The 13,719-nt window shown below is 59.0% G+C and carries 13 protein-coding genes and 1 tRNA gene; 6 read left to right on the top strand and 8 right to left on the bottom strand.

What is annotated here, in order from left to right:
• Positions 1-162: 162 nt before the first annotated feature.
• The gene (gene cfa, locus AC2CGI_RS11890; RefSeq protein ID WP_004931341.1) at positions 163-1,314 is read left to right on the top strand and encodes a cyclopropane fatty acyl phospholipid synthase; all 1,152 of its coding nucleotides are present in this window, start codon (positions 163-165) and stop codon (positions 1,312-1,314) included.
• Between the two features lie 74 nt (positions 1,315-1,388).
• Here cfa and AC2CGI_RS11885 read toward each other — a convergent pair whose 3' ends face one another.
• Together AC2CGI_RS11885 and AC2CGI_RS11880 are read right to left on the bottom strand one after the other, a co-directional pair.
• Complete coding sequence (locus tag AC2CGI_RS11885; RefSeq protein ID WP_004931344.1) at positions 1,389-1,682, bottom strand: I78 family peptidase inhibitor; 294 nt, start codon at positions 1,680-1,682, stop codon at positions 1,389-1,391.
• Positions 1,683-1,736: 54 nt separating this feature from the next.
• Entirely contained in the window at positions 1,737-2,387 is a 651-nt protein-coding gene (locus AC2CGI_RS11880; RefSeq protein WP_004931347.1) for a riboflavin synthase, read from the bottom strand.
• A gap of 239 nt (positions 2,388-2,626) precedes the next feature.
• Between AC2CGI_RS11880 and AC2CGI_RS11875 the strand changes: the two genes are divergently transcribed.
• The 5 genes from AC2CGI_RS11875 (at position 2,627) to AC2CGI_RS11855 (ending at position 7,039) form a co-directional block, all read left to right on the top strand.
• Positions 2,627-4,003, top strand: a complete 1,377-nt coding sequence (locus AC2CGI_RS11875; RefSeq protein ID WP_015377722.1) for an MATE family efflux transporter — start codon at positions 2,627-2,629, stop codon at positions 4,001-4,003.
• Between the two features lie 182 nt (positions 4,004-4,185).
• Positions 4,186-4,262, top strand: a tRNA-Val gene (locus AC2CGI_RS11870).
• Between the two features lie 119 nt (positions 4,263-4,381).
• The gene (locus tag AC2CGI_RS11865; protein WP_015377721.1) at positions 4,382-4,687 is read left to right on the top strand and encodes a cupin domain-containing protein; all 306 of its coding nucleotides are present in this window, start codon (positions 4,382-4,384) and stop codon (positions 4,685-4,687) included.
• 394 nt (positions 4,688-5,081) lie between these two features.
• A complete protein-coding gene (gene pykF, locus AC2CGI_RS11860; protein WP_004931353.1) occupies positions 5,082-6,494 on the top strand; it encodes a pyruvate kinase PykF in 1,413 nt (470 codons plus the stop codon).
• A 308-nt stretch (positions 6,495-6,802) separates the two neighbouring features.
• On the top strand, positions 6,803-7,039 hold the full coding sequence (locus tag AC2CGI_RS11855) for a major outer membrane lipoprotein (protein WP_004931354.1): 237 nt from the start codon (positions 6,803-6,805) through the stop codon (positions 7,037-7,039).
• A 142-nt stretch (positions 7,040-7,181) separates the two neighbouring features.
• Here the strand turns inward: AC2CGI_RS11855 and AC2CGI_RS11850 are convergent, their stop codons facing one another.
• The 6 genes from AC2CGI_RS11850 to sufB all read right to left on the bottom strand — a co-directional run bounded on the left by AC2CGI_RS11850 (position 7,182) and on the right by sufB (position 13,715).
• Positions 7,182-8,195 (bottom strand): L,D-transpeptidase family protein, encoded by a 1,014-nt coding sequence (locus AC2CGI_RS11850; RefSeq protein WP_004931356.1) that lies wholly within the window; start codon positions 8,193-8,195, stop codon positions 7,182-7,184.
• A gap of 296 nt (positions 8,196-8,491) precedes the next feature.
• Positions 8,492-8,908 (bottom strand): cysteine desulfuration protein SufE, encoded by a 417-nt coding sequence (gene sufE, locus AC2CGI_RS11845; protein WP_015377720.1) that lies wholly within the window; start codon positions 8,906-8,908, stop codon positions 8,492-8,494.
• Between the two features lie 36 nt (positions 8,909-8,944).
• Positions 8,945-10,171 (bottom strand): cysteine desulfurase SufS, encoded by a 1,227-nt coding sequence (gene sufS / locus AC2CGI_RS11840; RefSeq protein WP_015377719.1) that lies wholly within the window; start codon positions 10,169-10,171, stop codon positions 8,945-8,947.
• On the bottom strand, positions 10,168-11,454 hold the full coding sequence (sufD, locus tag AC2CGI_RS11835; RefSeq protein WP_076740275.1) for a Fe-S cluster assembly protein SufD: 1,287 nt from the start codon (positions 11,452-11,454) through the stop codon (positions 10,168-10,170). The genes sufS and sufD overlap by 4 nt, the downstream gene beginning before the upstream one ends.
• Positions 11,429-12,175: a Fe-S cluster assembly ATPase SufC gene (sufC, locus tag AC2CGI_RS11830; RefSeq protein WP_016927936.1), complete on the bottom strand. Its 747-nt coding sequence runs from the start codon at positions 12,173-12,175 to the stop codon at positions 11,429-11,431. The genes sufD and sufC overlap by 26 nt, the downstream gene beginning before the upstream one ends.
• A 43-nt stretch (positions 12,176-12,218) precedes the next feature.
• Positions 12,219-13,715 carry a Fe-S cluster assembly protein SufB gene (gene sufB / locus AC2CGI_RS11825; protein ID WP_004931367.1) on the bottom strand — a complete coding sequence of 499 codons (1,497 nt, stop codon included), beginning with the start codon at positions 13,713-13,715 and terminating at the stop codon, positions 12,219-12,221.
• Positions 13,716-13,719 lie beyond the last annotated feature (4 nt).

Here is a 13,719-nt window from a genome sequence, read left to right as displayed (position 1 = left end):
CCTGCGCCGTTTGCGTCGGGCCGTTTCTTTAAATTTCCTCTGTTCATAGTCGGATATCAGACGCCGCGGGCTTATTTCCCGTTGGTATAGGTATGCACCCGCAGAAATTGTCTAAGCTGTTTCCTAACGGGTCATCAGTCAGAAGAAGGTGATGGAGAAGCTATGAGTTCATCGTGTATAGAAGATCTGAGCATCCAGGATAACCAGTGGTACCGTATCGCGCACGAAATGCTCGGTCTGGCCGGTATCGAAATCAACGGATCGCGCCCTTTCGATATTCAGGTTAAAAATCCCGAATTCTTTAAACGCGTTTTGCAGCAAGGATCCCTGGGCCTGGGCGAAAGCTATATGGACGGTTGGTGGGAGTGCGAGCGGCTGGATATGTTCTTCCAGCGCGTGGTCAGCGCCGGGCTGGAGAAGAAACTCCCCCACCACCTGAAAGATACCCTGCGTATCGCCGCCGCGCGCCTGACCAATCTGCAATCGAAAAAGCGCGCCTGGATCGTCGGCAAAGAACATTACGATCTCGGCAACGATCTGTTTACCCTGATGCTCGATCCTTACATGCAGTATTCCTGCGGCTACTGGAAAGACGCCACCACGCTGGAGGAAGCGCAGGAAGCCAAGCTGCGGATGATCTGCGAGAAACTGCAGCTGCAGCCGGGCATGCGTTTGCTGGACATCGGCTGCGGCTGGGGCGGCCTTTCCGCCTATGCGGCGAAAAATTACGGCGTGTCGGTGGTCGGCGTGACCATTTCCGCCGAACAGCAGAAGCTGGCTCAGGCGCGCTGCGCCGGGCTGGATGTGCAGATCCTGTTGCAGGATTACCGCGATCTGCACCAGCAGTTCGATCGCATTGTCTCGGTCGGCATGTTCGAGCACGTCGGGCCGAAAAACTACCGCACCTATTTCGACGTGGTGGAGCGCAATCTGGCGCCGCACGGCCTGTTCCTGCTGCACACCATCGGCTCCAACAAGACCGACATGAACGTCGATCCCTGGATCAACAAATATATCTTCCCGAACGGTTGCCTGCCCTCCGTGAGGCATATCGCCGAGGCCAGCGAAGGCCATTTCGTGATGGAAGACTGGCACAACATCGGCGCCGACTACGATCGCACGCTGATGGCCTGGTTCGAGCGCTTCAAACAGGCGTGGCCGCAGCTCGCCGAGCGCTATTCCGAACGCTTCGAACGGATGTTCAGCTATTACCTGAACGCCTGCGCCGGCGCGTTCCGGGCGCGCGATCTGCAGTTATGGCAGGTGGTGTTCAGCCCGAAAGGCGTTGAAGGCGGCATTCGCGTCGCCCGCTGAACGCTTTCCCGATAAAAAAGCCCCGGCAACATCTTCGCCGGGGCTTTTTTTTTTGCTCTTTCGAACCCTGCGGGTTAACCGCAATAAACGCGAATAATTTTATCGTCGCTGTCGCCAAGGAAGTTCAGACGGCGCAGGTTGAAATCCATGGTGACGGCAGAGTTGTACGGAATGGCTCGCACCTTGCCGTCGATCCGCACGCCTTCCAGCGAGGTCATCGGTTTGCCGACAAAATTTTGATACTGCGAAGCGCCGCAGGTATCGTCCGCATCGGCCATTTGCGCGCCCGCGCCCTGCTCAGGCGAACTGCTGCAAGCGCTCAGCGCCAGCAACGCGGTTAACAACAACGTTTTCCCATAAAACTTCACGCGTTTCTCCTCTCTGCTTATGATTCGATGCCGGCGGTCACGCCAGAATCGCTGTCAGTCTTTGTGCGCCGGCGCCATCGCCGCGGCCAACGTCGCTTCCCGATTGGCCAGCACGCGCTCGACGGTGTCCACCACCGCCTGCGTTTGCGGATCGATCTCGATGTTCACCTTGTCGCCGAGGCGTTTTTTACCCAGCGTGGTGCGATCCAGCGTTTCCGGGATCAGGTGCACGCAGAAACGGTTATTCACCACTTCGCCGATGGTCAGGCTAATGCCGTCGATGCCGATGAAACCTTTGTGCAGCACATATTTCATCAATTCCGCATCCGGCATGCGCAGCCATACCTGGCGGTTATTTTCCGAGGTATAAATCTTGGCCACTTCCGCCGTGCAGATAATATGGCCGGACATCAAATGGCCGCCAATTTCGTCATTGAACTTCGCCGCGCGCTCGATATTGACGATGTCGCCCAGCGCCAGATCGCCGAGGTTGGTCAGGCGCAACGTTTCTTTGATCAAATCGAAGCTGACGCGGTTGCCTTCCACCGCGGTGACGGTCAGGCAGCAGCCGTTGTGGGCCACCGACGCGCCCAGCTCCAGCCCCGGCAGCAGCTCGGCAGGCATTTCGATCACGTGGGTGCGGAAATTGGGTTTCTCATCAATCGCGACCAGCGGCGCGGTGCCTTGTACGATACCGGTGAACATATGTGCCTCTTCTTGCTAAATAGGTTAAAACGCTACCGGCAGTTTGCCCCAGTTGGCGCTGAAAACCAAATCCGCGACGGCAAAAAAAGAATGGCTGCGCATTTAATAACTATTTATCTGCGGCGTTTGCTTAACGACGCCGAGCAGGTACAATCTTTTTGACAAAATTCCGCTATTTTAATTGTTGTCCTCTCGCGGCAGCCCTCCCTCCCACATATATAAATAGAAAAGGTGTATGCGTGCAGAAGTACTTAATTGAAGCGCGTAGTTTATTGGCTCTCGCTATCCCGGTCATCATCGCGCAAATATCACAAACCGCCATGGGCGTGGTGGATACCATCATGGCCGGCGCTTACAGCGCCACCGACATGGCGGCGGTGGCGGTCGGCACCTCGATCTGGTTGCCGGCCATTTTGTTCGGCCACGGCCTGCTGCTGGCGCTGACCCCGGTTATCGCCCAGCTCAACGGCGCCGGCCGTCGCGATCGCATCGCCCATCAGGTGCGTCAGGGCTTCTGGCTGGCCTTCGGCGTCTCTGTGCTGCTGATCGTCGTGCTGTATAACTGCAAGTTCGTCATCGACATGATGCACAACATCGATCCGCAGTTGGCGGATAAAGCCGTCGGCTATCTGCACGCCATCATGTGGGGGGCGCCGGGTTACCTGTTCTTCCAGGTGATGCGCAACCAGTGCGAGGGGCTGTCCAAAACCAAACCCGGCATGGTGATCGGCTTCCTCGGCCTGCTGGTGAATATCCCGATCAACTACATCTTTATCTACGGCAAGTTCGGCATGCCGGAGTTGGGCGGCGTCGGCTGCGGCGTCGCCACCGGCAGCGTCTACTGGATCATGTTCCTGATGATGCGCTGGTACGTGAAGCGCGCGCCGTCGCAGCGCGACATCAAACGCCAGGCCGGCGATCTCGGTGGCCCTGACTGGGCGGCGCTAAGGCGCCTGATCGGCATCGGCATGCCGGTGGCGCTGGCGCTGTTCTTCGAAGTCACGCTGTTCGCGGTGGTGGCGCTGCTGGTTTCACCGCTGGGGATCGTCGCGGTCGCCGGCCACCAGATCGCACTTAACTTCAGCGCGCTGATGTTCGTGCTGCCGCTGTCGCTGGGCGTCGGCGCCACCATCCGCGTCGGTTATCGTCTGGGGGAAGGTTCGGTCGAAGGCGCGCGCGTCGCCGCTTACTCCGCCATCGGCGTCGGCATCACCATGGCCGTCTGCACCGCGCTGTTTACCGCCACCTTCCGCGAACCGATCGCCCTGCTGTACAACGACAGCCCGGCGGTGGTGGCGATGGCCTCGCAGTTGATGCTGCTGGCGGCGCTGTACCAGATCTCGGATTCGGTCCAGGTGATCGGCAGCGGCGTGCTGCGCGGTTATAAAGATACCCGCGCGATCTTCTTCATCACCTTTATCGCTTATTGGGTTTTGGGCCTGCCGAGCGGCTATCTGCTGGCGTTAACCGATGCGCTGGTGCCGGCGATGGGGCCAAGCGGTTTCTGGATCGGCTTTATCATCGGACTGACCTTCGCCGCCATCATGATGGCGCTGCGCATGCGCTGGCTGCAGAAACAGCCGACCACCGTCATCCTGCAGCGATCCACACGCTGAACCCGCAGCCCGGCCGGTTTCCTCCCCGGCCGGGCTGCGGTTTGCGGAAAAAAACGCCGGACTGCGCACAACCTCAGCAATCGCGTGAAATACCGAATAAAATTGCGCTTTTCCCCTTGCCAGCGCGCGGGTAGCTCGTTAATATTCGTCCCCGCTGTCAGCCATGACAGACAGGAAAAGATGCGTCCGTAGCTCAGTTGGTTAGAGCACCACCTTGACATGGTGGGGGTCGGTGGTTCGAGTCCACTCGGACGCACCATATTGCTGATTCATCTCTCCCTGTCACGTTATACTTCCCGTTGTATCGTCTCTGCCCGACCGTTCGATTTTTCATGTCGATTGCGCCGAACTACCGCCATCAGCCATCAGGAACGCCACATGACCACCTTCACCGCCAAAACCGCCTTTTTGCCGCTCGACAATGGCCTTGCCCGCCGTGAAGGCGTGATGAGCGACGGTTCGCCGGCGGCGGAAGTGCGTTTCGAGGCCGGCGCCTTCGGCCAGTTGCAAAAGCCCGCGCACGCGCTGCAAACCCGGGTGATATCCGGCGAATTCGAGTTCACCCTCGGCGGCGACACCCGGATAGTACGTGCCGGTGAGAGCCTTACCCTGCCGGCCAACGTCGCCAGCGGCTGCTTCTGCCTGAGCGCCGGCACGCTGCTGGAAATTCCCCAAACGCGTTAAACCTGCATTTACAGCAAGGTTATTTGCGCAACAATCGGCCCGCAACGCGTTGCATTTGCGCCACATTTAGCCCCGTATTGCTCTATCCGCCGCACCGCCGCGGTTTTTTATTTTGTTTCCCGCCGCTTAGCCTTTATAATGCGCAACGTCTATCAGTTGAATGGTTTCAGCCCTTGATCTGCGAAAACGCAATAACAACACGATGTGATCTTACCCCGTTGCGCAGCATCCCCGCGCCCCCGCGCGGGCTGAATTTTTCCGCCCCACTTCAACTGTCGTCACCTATCCTTAACTATGTTTTTCACCACCAGGCACGGCCCAAATTCCCTACCGGCGTAAACCGCGCCGGTCAAATTCGTTTTTTTATCCATCACAACTTGTAGAAAACTCCGCCATGAAAAAGACCAAAATTGTTTGTACCATCGGTCCAAAAACCGAATCGGAAGAAATGCTGACCAACCTGCTCAATGCGGGCATGAACGTGATGCGTCTCAACTTCTCTCACGGCGACTATGAAGAGCACGGCAACCGCATCAAGAACATGCGCGCCGTGATGGCGAAAACCGGTATCAACGCCGGCATCCTGCTGGATACCAAAGGCCCGGAAATTCGCACCATGAAACTGGAAGGCGGCAAAGACGCCTCGCTGGTCGCCGGCCAAACCTTCACCTTCACCACTGACCAGAGCGTGATCGGCAACAGCGAGCGCGTGGCGGTCACCTACGCCGGCTTCGCCGCCGACCTGAAGATCGGCAACACCGTGCTGGTTGACGACGGCCTGATCGGCATGGAAGTCACCAACGTGACCGAGAACGAAGTCATCTGTAAGGTGCTGAACAACGGCGACCTGGGCGAGAACAAAGGCGTTAACCTGCCGGGCGTGTCCATCCAGCTGCCTGCGCTGGCCGAGAAAGACAAACGCGACCTGATCTTCGGCTGCGAGCAAGGCGTCGACTTCGTGGCAGCGTCCTTCATCCGTAAACGCTCCGACGTGCTGGAGATCCGCGAGCACCTGAAAGCCCACGGCGGCGAGCAGATCCAGATCATCTCCAAGATTGAAAACCAGGAAGGCCTGAACAACTTCGACGAAATCCTCGAAGCGTCCGACGGCATCATGGTTGCCCGTGGCGATCTGGGCGTTGAAATCCCGGTAGAAGAAGTGATCTTCGCCCAGAAGATGATGATCGAGAAATGTAACCGTGCGCGTAAAGTGGTCATCACCGCCACCCAGATGCTCGATTCCATGATCAAAAACCCGCGCCCTACCCGCGCGGAAGCCGGCGACGTTGCCAACGCCATCCTGGACGGCACCGATGCCGTCATGCTGTCCGGCGAGAGCGCCAAGGGCAAATACCCGCTGGAAGCGGTCAACATCATGGCGACCATCTGCGAGCGTACCGATCGCGTGATGCCAAGCCGTATCGACACCCTGAACGATCGTCGCAAGCTGCGCATCACCGAAGCGGTGTGCCGCGGCGCGGTTGAAACCGCCGAGAAACTGGACGCGCCGCTGATCGTGGTCGCCACCAGCGGCGGCAAGTCGGCAAAATCCGTGCGTAAATACTTCCCGAACGCGGTGATCCTGGCGCTGACCACCAATGAGACTACCGCGCATCAGCTGGTGCTGAGCAAGGGCGTCATCCCGCAGATGGTCAAGGAAATCGCCTCCACCGACGACTTCTACCGCATCGGTAAAGAAGCCGCCCTGGCCAGCGGCCTGGCGCAGAAAGGCGACGTCGTGGTGATGGTCTCTGGCGCGCTGGTGCCGAGCGGCACCACCAACACGGCCTCGGTACACGTGCTGTAATATAAAACGTGACATAATTGTCTTGATCAAAACGCCGCTTTGCGGCGTTTTTTTTATCAGCAGTAAACTATTTTTCTCAAAACGCAACCGCGATCCGCTCATTATTTAGCTAATAAAGAATCGGAGTAGTCCCATGGAAGCCGGCTGTTTTCCCTCGTTTTTTTAACTAATTTGTAAAACCAGATGCAAGTTTGAGCGAACGATCAAAATAAAGCACCTCAACACTAAAAAATTATTCTCTTTCGAAAAAAGTTTGTGTAATACTTGTAACGCTACATGGAGATTAACTCAATCTAGAGGGTGTTATAATGAATCGTACTAAACTGGTACTGGGCGCGGTAATCCTGGGTTCCACTCTGCTGGCTGGCTGCTCTAGCAACGCTAAAATCGATCAACTGTCTTCTGACGTTCAGACTCTGAACGCTAAAGTTGATCAGCTGAGCAACGACGTGAACGCAATGCGTTCTGACGTTCAAGCTGCTAAAGACGACGCAGCACGCGCTAACCAGCGTCTGGACAACCAAGCTCACGCTTACAAAAAGTAAGATAGCTTTGGTTATTGAAAACGGCGCACATTGTGCGCCGTTTTTTTTTGTCTGTTCGCCAGCCAGGGGGGTTCCTGCACGGCAGGCAAAAAAAAGAGGTTCAGCACGCTGAACCCCTCTTCGACCGCTCAATCCTGCAAACTTAGTTCACCGAACTGATTGGCGCTGCCTTGAATGGGCTCTTATTCGCCGCAGGAGCCGCTGCAGGTGTCAAACTCACCGCAGACGGACTCTCCCCTACGTTGACCAGCACCGGCATGCCAGAACGGCGTACAACCGCGCTATCGAATACGGCGCGATCGGTCTGACCATCGGCCGCAAAGGCTTTCTCCGCTTTAGACAACGCGATCGGCATGGTCTGCGGATCGTCGCTTTCCACCCGCGACAGCGGTTGGTGCACTTCCACATAGCGTTTGCCGTCCGGCTCAACGGAAATCTTCACCGGATCGTTGATCACTTGCACCCGCGTACCGCGCGGCACCATGTTGAACAGCGCCTCGATATCCGTCGGACGCAGGCGAATGCAGCCGGAGCTGACGCGCATGCCGATACCGAAGTTGGCGTTGGTGCCGTGGATCAGGTATTCACCGCGCCCCATCGCCAGACGCAGGGCGAACAGCCCCATCGGGTTCTCAGGGCCGGCCGGCACCACCGCAGGCAGCGTCACGCCCTGGGATTGATAGCGCTTGCGGATGTTGGCGGTGGGCGTCCAGGTCGGGTTAGGGATCTTCTGGCTGATGGAGGTCACCTCCAGCGGCGTGTGCATCCCGGTCTGGCCGATGCCGATCGGATAGACGATCACTTTGTTCTCGCCTTTCGGGTAGTAATAAAGGCGCAGCTCGGCCAGGTTGACGATGATCCCTTCACGCTTGGTGTCAGGCAGCAGCATTTGGGTCGGAATGGTCAACACCGTACCCGGCTTGGGCAGGAACGGATCCGTGCCGGGGTTGGCTTCCAGCATGCCCAGCAGGCCGATCTTGTAGTCAGCGGCGATGGCTTCCAGCGGGCGGCCGTCGTTTGGCACGGTATAAGTGGTGTTTTCGCCGATCAGACGGCTGTCCGGCGGCGGCAGCGGGTACTCGGTCGCACTGGCGGCCTGCGTGCCGGCCAATACGGTGGCGAAGACCATGCCCATTAAACTCAACGCACGTTTCATTATCATCCCTATATTTTTTATGACGGTTCGCCCACAAGGCTAACGAGCGCCAGGTGGTGGGTAAATCAGACAATACCTGATTAATACTAGCAACGCTGGTATCAAAGGCAATAAGTCCTCTAAAAATCAACACGTTATAACGTAATCGCCGTCATTGATTGTCAACGAAACGTCAACAGTTAAGCTGCTGAAATATCACTGAATTGGGCGCGTTGCCCGGAGGAAAATTGTGAATTGTAAAGACTCATTGACAAAGCAAAGGTATCAATGAGTCTTGAGGATGAAGGCGTTATGGATCAGGCCAGCTGCGCCGCTTTACTGCGAATGGCGCGGATCATCGCCTCCAGCCCCTGCGAGCGCGAAGGCGTCAGATGTTGGCTGAGCGCCAGCTCGGTGAAAAACGGCCGCACATCGAGATCGACGATCTGCTGCGGCGTCAATTGGCGATAAAGAATGAACACCACCGCCAGCAACCCTTTGACGATCGCCGCGTCGCTGTCGCCGTGAAACTCGACCTGCCCCTGCTCATCGCGGCGCATCACGATCCACACCTGGCTCTGACAGCCGGAGATCAGGTTGGCGGCCTGCCGCTCCGCCTCGTCCAGCGGCGGCAATTTAGCGCCGAGTTCAATCACGTACAGGTATTTCTCCTCCCAGTTCAGACAGCGGGAGAAATTACGCACCAATTTATCTTTGTCCGGCAAATTCGCCATGGGGATCCTTTTGTACCGCCGGGGACACGCCCCAGCCTAACCTAATAACTGATGAATGCGTTGCAGCCCGGCCACCAGCCGGTCCACCTCTTCGCGGGTATTATATAACGCCAGCGAAGCACGGCACATGCTCGGCACCTGATAAAACGCCATCAGCGGCATCGCGCAGTGATGGCCGGTGCGAATGGCGATACCGTACTGATCGAGGAAGCTGCCGACGTCATAGGCGTGGTGCTCTCCCAGATTGAAGGCGATCACCCCGGCGCGATGCGCCGGACCATAGATTTTCAGCGTCGGCACCTGCTTGAGCGCCTCGAGCGCGTAATGCATCAGCGACTGTTCATAATCGTGGATCGCATTCAGGCTCAAGGCTTCGACGTAATCAAACGCCGCGCCCAGCCCCATGATGCCGGCGGTGTTCGGCGAACCGGCCTCGAAGCGCCACGGCGGATCGGCGAAGGTGGTGCCCGCCGTCAGGCTGACCTGCCGGATCATCGAGCCGCCCCCTTCCCACGGCGGCATCTGCTGCAACAACGCCTGGCGGCCATACAGCATGCCGATGCCGGAAGGGCCATACAGCTTATGGCCGGAAAACACGTAGAAATCGCAGTCCAGCGCCTGGACATCGACGCGCTGGTGCATCACCGCCTGCGCGCCGTCCACCAGCACCGTCAGATCCGGTGACAGGGTTCTGGCACGGGCGATGATCTCGCGCACCGGGTTGACGGTGCCCAGCACGTTGGAGACCTCGGTCAGCGCCAGCAGTTTACAGGACGCGTCGACCAGTTCCGGCAACCGAGCCAGATCCAGCGTGCCGTCCGGCTGCAGCGGCCACACCCGCAGCTGCAACCCGCGCTCCTGCGCCAGCATCTGCCACGGCACGATGTTGGCGTGGTGCTCCATCTCGGTGATGAGAATCGCATCGCCCGGCTGCAGCAGGTGGCGGCCAAAGCTGTTGGCCACCAGATTGATGCCTTCGGTGGTGCCCTTGACGAACACCATCTCTTCCGCCGAGGCAGCATTGATAAAGCGCGCCGCCTGTTCCCGCACCGCTTCCATCTGCTGAGTCGCCTCGGCGCTCAGGGTGTGGATACCGCGATGCACCGCCGCATACCCGTGGCGGTAGAACTCCAGCTCGCGGTCGATCACCGCCTGCGGTTTCTGCGCGCTGGCGGCGCTGTCGAGATAGGCCAGCGGTTGGCCGTTCACCTCACGCGCCAACAGCGGGAAATCGCCGCGTACGCGTTCAATCGGATAACTCATGCAGCCTCCCCCGGCAGGCGCTGGGCGATGCGCGCCAGCACCCGTTCCCGGATGGTGTCGTTGGCGATGCCTTCGGTCAGCTCGGCGGCGAAGGCGAAGATGATCATCTGCTGCGCCGCGTGCTTGTCGATGCCGCGCGACTGCAGATAGAACAGCTGCTCTTCATCGATGCGCCCCACGGTAGCACCGTGGCTGCACTTGACGTCATCGGCGTAGATCTCCAGCTGCGGCTTGGTATCCACTTCCGCCACCTTGCCCAACAGCAGGTTATGGTTGGTCATCTGGCCGTCGGTTTTGATCGCGTGCTTGGCCACTTTGATCATGCCGTTGAACACCGCCTTGCCGCGATCGCTGACCACGGTTTTATGCAGCTGGCGGCTTTCGCAATAGCCCTTGTTGTGCTCCAGATAGGTGCGGGTGTCGCAAATCTCTTTGCCCACCGGCAGCACCAGGCTGTTGATCACCAGATTCGCGCCTTCGCCGTTCAACTGCGCGCTGGTGTTGTGCCGCGTCAGGCCGGCGCCCAGCAGGAAGCTGTCGCTTTTCACCCGCGCGTCGCGGCCGATAACCAGATCGTTGTGGGCAAAGTGGTAGCTTGGCTGGCTCTCAAACGCCAGCTTGCAGTGCAACAGCCCGGCGTTGTCCGCCACATTGGCGGTCAGGCGCGCGCCGGTGAAGTGTGCGGCCTCGCCCAGGCTGACATAGTGTTCGATCACTTCCGCCTCGGCCCCGCGCCCGATCTCCAGATGATGGCGGTGATGCACGGTGTTCACTTCCCCGGCGGCGCCGCGTCCGCTGCTGATGTGCAGCAGATACAGCGGGCGTGCAGGGTTCTTGCCGGCCGGCAGGCGGATCAGGCTGGTTTCCTGCGCCAGGCTTTCGGTCAGGTGCAGAAAAATCTCCGGCTGGATCGGCTCCGGCAACGCCTGCGGCGTGCCATAGGCGGTCAACTCGAACTGGTAGTCGCCCAGGTCGCTATCGCTCAGCGCGGCGCTGTAGCAGCCATCGATAAACACCAGCCGACAGGCATCGATGCCGAGCGCCAGCGCATCGAGCTGCTCTGCGCTCACCGGGGCGGGCTGCGGCTCGAGGAATTGCTGCTCCAGCAGGCTCTCCAGCGGCGTGTATTTCCAGTTTTCATGCTTGCGCGTCGGCCAGCCGAGGCGCAGCGCCTGCTGCCAGTGCGCCAGCGCATGCGGCGAACGCTCGCCGCCGCGGCCTTCGAACAGGCGATACAGTTGCTGCAGCGCGTTTGAATTACTGTTGGTCGGTAAGCCAGCCATAGCCCTGCTCCTCCAACTGTTTCACCAGCGAGAAATCGCCGGATTTGACGATGCGCCCCTGGGACAGCACGTGTACGTAATCCGGCTGGATGTAGTCCAGAATGCGCTGATAGTGGGTGACGATGATAAAGGCGCGCTTGCCGTCCCGCAGCGAGTTGACGCCGTTGGCGACGATTTTGAGCGCATCGATGTCCAGGCCCGAATCGGTTTCATCGAGAATGCACAGATCCGGCTCCAGCGCCGCCATCTGCAGAATGTCGTTGCGTTTTTTCTCGCCGCCGGAGAAGCCGACGTTGACCGAACGGGTCAGCAGATCGGCCGGCATGTCCAGCAGCGCGATTTTCTCTTCGATGAAATCGGCGAAGTCAAAGCGATCCAGCGGCTCCTGCTCGCGGTATTTGCGCACCGCGTTGACCGACGTCTGCAGGAAGAAGTGGTTGCTGACGCCGGGGATCTCCACCGGGTACTGGAAGGCCAGGAACACGCCCTCGCCCGCGCGATCTTCCGGATCCAGCTCCAGCAGATCCTTGCCCTTGAAGGTGACTTCCCCTTCGGTCACTTCGTACTCTTCACGCCCGGCCAGCGTGGCGGATAGCGTGCTCTTACCCGAGCCGTTCGGCCCCATGATGGCGTGCACTTCGCCCGGTTTGATCTCCAGATCCAATCCCTTGAGGATCTCGTTGCCTTCCACGCTGACTTTCAAATTCTTGATGCTTAACATGCTGTGTCCTCAGATAGCGCCGACGGCGCTAAAAATGCGGCGATTAACCCACGCTGTGTTCCAGGCTGATGGCCAGGAGTTTTTGCGCCTCGACGGCGAACTCCAGCGGCAGCTCGGAGAAAACGTCCTTGCAGAAACCGTTGACGATCATCGAAATGGCGTCATCCTCGCTGATGCCGCGCTGCAGGCAGTAGAACAGCTGGTCATCGCCGATCTTCGAGGTAGTGGCTTCGTGCTCCAGCTGAGCGCTGTTGTTGCGCGCTTCAACGTAAGGGAACGTGTGGGCACCGCTGTCCGGCCCGATCAGCATCGAGTCGCACTGGGTAAAATTACGGGCGTTTTCCGCCCCCGGCAGGATTTTCACCAGGCCGCGATAGGTGTTCTCGCTGTGGCCGGCGGAGATGCCTTTGGCGATGATGGTCGACCTGGTGTTTTTGCCGATGTGGATCATCTTGGTGCCGGTATCTGCCTGCTGATGGCCGCTGGTCAGCGCCACCGAGAAGAATTCGCCGATCGAGTTGTCGCCCTGCAAAATCACGCTCGGGTATTTCCAGGTGATGGCCGAGCCGGTTTCCGACTGGGTCCAGGACATTTTCGAACCGGCGCCTTCGCACAGCGCGCGCTTGGTGACGAAGTTGAGGATACCGCCCTTGCTCTCGCCGCCGGAGAACCAGTTCTGCACCGTCGAGTATTTCACTTCGGCGTCTTTATGCAGGATCACTTCCACCACCGCCGCGTGCAGCTGGTAGCTGTCGCGCACCGGGGCGGAACAGCCTTCGATATAGCTGACGTAGCTGCCTTCGTCGGCGATCAGGATGGTGCGCTCGAACTGGCCGGTTTTGGCGGCGTTGATGCGGAAGTAGGTCGACAGCTCCATCGGGCAGCGCACCCCTTTCGGCACATAGACGAAGGTGCCGTCGGAGGCCACCGCGGCGTTCAGCGCAGCGAAGAAGTTATCGTTGGACGGCACCACGCGCCCCAGGTATTGACGCACCAGATCCGGGTATTCCTGGATCGCTTCGCCGAACGAACAGAAGATCACCCCGCTCTCCGCCAGTTTTTCACGGTAGGTGGTGGCGACCGAGACCGAGTCGAAGATGGCGTCCACCGCCACCTCGCTGCCCTCGCGCACCGGCACGCCGAGCTGGTTGAACGCCAGCTCCACTTCGCTGGTCAGGTAATCTTTTTCCGTCGCCGCGCCCGGTTGCTGCTCGGCGCCGGGTTGCGAACCGCATGCATCGTCGCAGCTGCCGCAGGACGGCGCCGAATAGTAACTGTAGTCCTGGTAGTTCAGGCGTTCGTAATTGGCCTTCAGCCAGTGCGGCTCTTCCATCTGCAGCCAGGCGCGATAAGCCTCAAGGCGGAATTCCAGCATCCACTCGGGTTCGTTGCGCTTGGCCGAGATGGCGCGCACCACCTCTTCGTTGATGCCCTTGGCCAACTCATCGGTTGCCAGCTGGGTGAAGAAACCTTCTTTGTAGCGACCTTCGCTGACCCAAGCCTGCACTTCATTAGGCATTTCTACATTGCTTCGTGTCATGTTG

This window comes from Serratia sp. LSHTC3, from assembly GCF_057197125.1.
Note: the sequence above shows the minus strand (reverse complement) of the source record. Positions and strands in the feature narration are given on the sequence as shown.

What these genes read in the sequence shown, in the direction of transcription:
- cfa (WP_004931341.1), top strand. Translation starts at nt 163, where the DNA reads ATGAGTTCATCGTGTATAGAAGATCTGAGCATCCAGGATAACCAGTGG.
- AC2CGI_RS11880 (WP_004931347.1), bottom strand. Translation starts at nt 2,387, where the DNA reads ATGTTCACCGGTATCGTACAAGGCACCGCGCCGCTGGTCGCGATTGAT.
- AC2CGI_RS11865 (WP_015377721.1), top strand. Translation starts at nt 4,382, where the DNA reads ATGACCACCTTCACCGCCAAAACCGCCTTTTTGCCGCTCGACAATGGC.
- pykF (WP_004931353.1), top strand. Translation starts at nt 5,082, where the DNA reads ATGAAAAAGACCAAAATTGTTTGTACCATCGGTCCAAAAACCGAATCG.
- AC2CGI_RS11855 (WP_004931354.1), top strand. Translation starts at nt 6,803, where the DNA reads ATGAATCGTACTAAACTGGTACTGGGCGCGGTAATCCTGGGTTCCACT.
- AC2CGI_RS11850 (WP_004931356.1), bottom strand. Translation starts at nt 8,195, where the DNA reads ATGAAACGTGCGTTGAGTTTAATGGGCATGGTCTTCGCCACCGTATTG.
- sufE (WP_015377720.1), bottom strand. Translation starts at nt 8,908, where the DNA reads ATGGCGAATTTGCCGGACAAAGATAAATTGGTGCGTAATTTCTCCCGC.
- sufS (WP_015377719.1), bottom strand. Translation starts at nt 10,171, where the DNA reads ATGAGTTATCCGATTGAACGCGTACGCGGCGATTTCCCGCTGTTGGCG.
- sufD (WP_076740275.1), bottom strand. Translation starts at nt 11,454, where the DNA reads ATGGCTGGCTTACCGACCAACAGTAATTCAAACGCGCTGCAGCAACTG.
- sufC (WP_016927936.1), bottom strand. Translation starts at nt 12,175, where the DNA reads ATGTTAAGCATCAAGAATTTGAAAGTCAGCGTGGAAGGCAACGAGATC.
- sufB (WP_004931367.1), bottom strand. Translation starts at nt 13,715, where the DNA reads ATGACACGAAGCAATGTAGAAATGCCTAATGAAGTGCAGGCTTGGGTC.